This window comes from Litchfieldella qijiaojingensis, assembly GCF_014651875.1.
Lineage (GTDB): Bacteria > Pseudomonadota > Gammaproteobacteria > Pseudomonadales > Halomonadaceae > Litchfieldella > Litchfieldella qijiaojingensis.
Genome location: NZ_BMXS01000056.1, coordinates 1 through 3228, shown reverse-complemented (window position 1 = coordinate 3228; position 3228 = coordinate 1). Strand labels below are relative to the sequence as shown.

Annotated in this window: 3 protein-coding genes; all 3 read left to right on the top strand. The window is 57.4% G+C overall.

Going from position 1 to position 3228, the window contains the following annotated elements; all coding sequences use genetic code 11:
• On the top strand, positions 1-576 hold a 576-nt coding region (locus IE093_RS22595), incomplete at its 5' end, for a hypothetical protein (protein WP_229803902.1).
• Positions 577-584: 8 nt separating this feature from the next.
• Positions 585-1259: a hypothetical protein gene (locus IE093_RS22110; protein WP_189473085.1), complete on the top strand. Its 675-nt coding sequence runs from the start codon at positions 585-587 to the stop codon at positions 1257-1259.
• A gap of 295 nt (positions 1260-1554) precedes the next feature.
• A complete protein-coding gene (locus IE093_RS22105; protein ID WP_189473083.1) occupies positions 1555-3141 on the top strand; it encodes a DUF637 domain-containing protein in 1587 nt (528 codons plus the stop codon).
• Positions 3142-3228 lie beyond the last annotated feature (87 nt).

Below are 3228 nucleotides of genomic sequence, written 5' to 3'. Positions count from 1 at the left end.
TATTCATCCTGGTGCTCGCGCACCATCCGAACCGCCCGTTCCCTCACCTCAGGTGAGTATTTCTTCGATGTTGTCATCACTCCATCCTCTCAAGAAATGGAGTCTCCGGGAATCCCGGGGCGGTTCACCCCAAATAAGCGTCGGTTGGTTTTTGTCGATGAAAACTTGGGCAAACCTCGTAACACTGCTATGCAACGAGCGAGGGACTTTGAGTCAGGGACGACAGGCGCTTATAGTGATATTCAAACGGGGCAACGTCAGGTTCCTGCTTTGCGGTATGATAACCCCAACCCACAAGGAGCTCCTTATGTCAAGTTTGACGGTGCTCGGCAGCTTGAAAACGGAGTCATTGAGCTCATCGACTCGAAGACACGGATTGTTCCCTTCTCTACTAGTGAAGGGCCATTTATTTCCCAAAATGTCAGGTCTGGTATCTTAAGGAAAAGTGAGGCTTTGTCTCAAAGTCCTGGCTATAGAGGTGTTATTGAATTCCCTACAATTGAAGCTCGTCGTGAGGGGCAGAAGGTTCTTAGGGAGTTAGGCATTACTAACATTTCTACTCGAGTTCGCCAATAGGTGTTTGTATGAATATAGAAGCAAGATTTAGAAGAAGAGCAGTGGCGGGAGAAAATATTGCTGATCTGAACAGGGTGATATTGGGTCGGTTGTCAAAAGTCAAAGGATTTTGGGCTGATAACAAAGCTTTGTCAGATGCTTATTTTGATGATGGAAAGGCAGATGGTGCCGCAACAGATTTGTCATCATGCCTATGCTCTGAGTATAAGGGAGCCATCTCTTATGCACCCAGGTGGGAGGCTTCGATAGTTGACAAGGCTAAATCGGATGACTTCGTTACTATTGCTTTTGATAGTGATAAGGTCAATTTTAAGTGGTTTATTAATGAGGTTTTTCCCAAGATTGTTAAAGCTTTCTTGCCATATAGGGCTATGATAGTTGCCGATTTGGATAAGGATTTGGATGACTTTGAGGATATCTGTATAGAAGCTCAGAATACTGGGCTTGATGTCGATGGGCGAGATACGGTTTTTAGAGTCCATCCTGTCAACTATTTTGACAATGAACTGTGTTTGAGAGCCTTCAATATGAGTGCTGACAAGGTCATTCAGAGGTTGACTGGCACTGTTAATCTTGTTGAAAAGTGCGAAGACGGAGTGCTGTTGTATGTTGTAGATAAGCCGGCTATTGGTGATGAGCTTGTCGCCCTTGATGAGAAAGTGAGGCAGATGCTCACTTCCTAATGTCAAAAAGGTTAATAGCCAAAATTGGCAGTTATAGTTGATCTTTAAAAATTTATTTCTGATAGCGGCAAATCCGTAACACCGGCAAAGTATTTCGTCGGGACTAAGCAGCCGTGACCTGACGCTGGCCAGCGGCGGCACCATCCACTTCGAAGCCGCCAGCGACGTTCACACCGAAGCCCACGAGAAGCGCAGCGGCAACATCGCCTGGCGGCGGGTCAAGGAGATCCACGACAGCTGGGAGTATGAGCACTCGGGACTGAGTGGTGTCGCCCAGCTGGTCGTCGCCATCGTCGTGGCCTACTTCACCGCCGGCGCCGCCAGTGGCCTGGTGGCCAGTGGCGCCTCGGCGGCGGGGGCCTCCACCGCCGCCGGCAGCGCCTGGGCCGCCGCGTCGGCCGGCGCCGCCGCGGGCTGGGCCAACGTCGCGGCCACGGCCGCGCTGACCAGCATGGCCAGCACCGCCGCGGTGAGTGCCATCAACAACCGTGGCGATCTCGGTGACACCCTCGACGACACCTTCTCGAGTGACAGCCTGCGCGGAGCGGCCATCGCCGCCGTCAGTGCCGGGGTCACCAAGGGCGTCATGGGAGATAATGTCAACAGCGCCACCGGCGCCACCACTAGGCTGGACCTCAGCAAGGCTGGGGACATCGCCCGCTTCGCCGGTCAGCGCGCCGCGCAATCGGCCATCCACGCCGGTGTGAGCACCGCCATCGAGGGCGGCAGCCTGAGCGACAACCTCGAGGCCGGCCTCGAAGAGGCCCTGACGCATGTGGTCTCCGGCGTGCTGTTCCATGCCGTGGGTGACTATGCTGTCGACCATGACTTGTCAGAGGGCGGCCCAGAGAAAATCGCCCTGCATGCACTGGCCGGCGGTGCGGTTGCCGAAGCCATGGGCGGCGACTTCAAGACCGGTGCCCTGGCCGCGGGGGCCAACGAAGCGCTGGTGGAGCACCTGGCCGAGTTGGTCGACAACGACCCGCAACTGCTGGTCGCCGCCTCGCAAATCACCGGCATCGTCGCCGCCGAACTGACAGACGGCGATTTGTCCCAGGGCGCCGCGATCGCCGCGTACTCGACGCTCTACAACCGTGGGCGCCACCCCCAGGAGGAAGCCCTGCTCGCCGAGCAAGCCGCGGCGCTGGAAGAACGGCTCGGCTCGCCACAACTGGACGGCGTCACCTGGGACGACATGATGGCGCTGGTCTCCGGCGCGCAACTCGACGCGCAGCAGGCGGCCCAGTTCGACGCCCTGCTGGCGGGCCTGGAGAGCACCTCCAACGCCAACAACCCCCAGTACCAGCGCTTCCTGCACGACTTGCAGATCGCCAGTGTCGCCATGGACGACCTGGCGAACCGCTACGCCGGCCTGGAGCTGACCTGGGACAACGGTGACCCGATCACCGCCCACGGCGAACCGGTCACCGCCTTCCAGGCCACGGACGCCCAGTACCGGGACAGCGGCCTGTTCGACGACGTGGACATCGGTGCACAGGGCCTCGGTACGCTGGAGGCCATCCGCCAATACGGCGCGGCACAAGCCACCCAGCACCAGGGCGAGATCGCCGATATCGGCGCCTCGGCACCGCCAATGGATGAGATGTATGATCGGGCCTATTGGAACGCCCTGGGCGGTGCTGCCAAGCCGGACACCACGGATGTCGACATTGCCTTGACGCTGACAGGGGCGGGCGCTGGTGCGAGAGCTGTCTCTCAGGGTATCAGGAACTGGCTGCAGGCGCGGGTTAGTGAGAGAGTAGCCTCAAAGGGAATAAGCACCGGAGCCGAGAACGTTAATGCGGGCATTGCATTGAATCGTAAACTCTCTGCTCTTGAGAGTGTGAACCGCCCCGACTATCTCGGAGACTTTCTCGTTTGAGTCACGCTGCCTGAGCGGACTCGGTACTTTGTTGATAGTAGCGAGCTTCCGCCTCAGCGGGTGGTATGTTGCCAATCGACTCCAGCA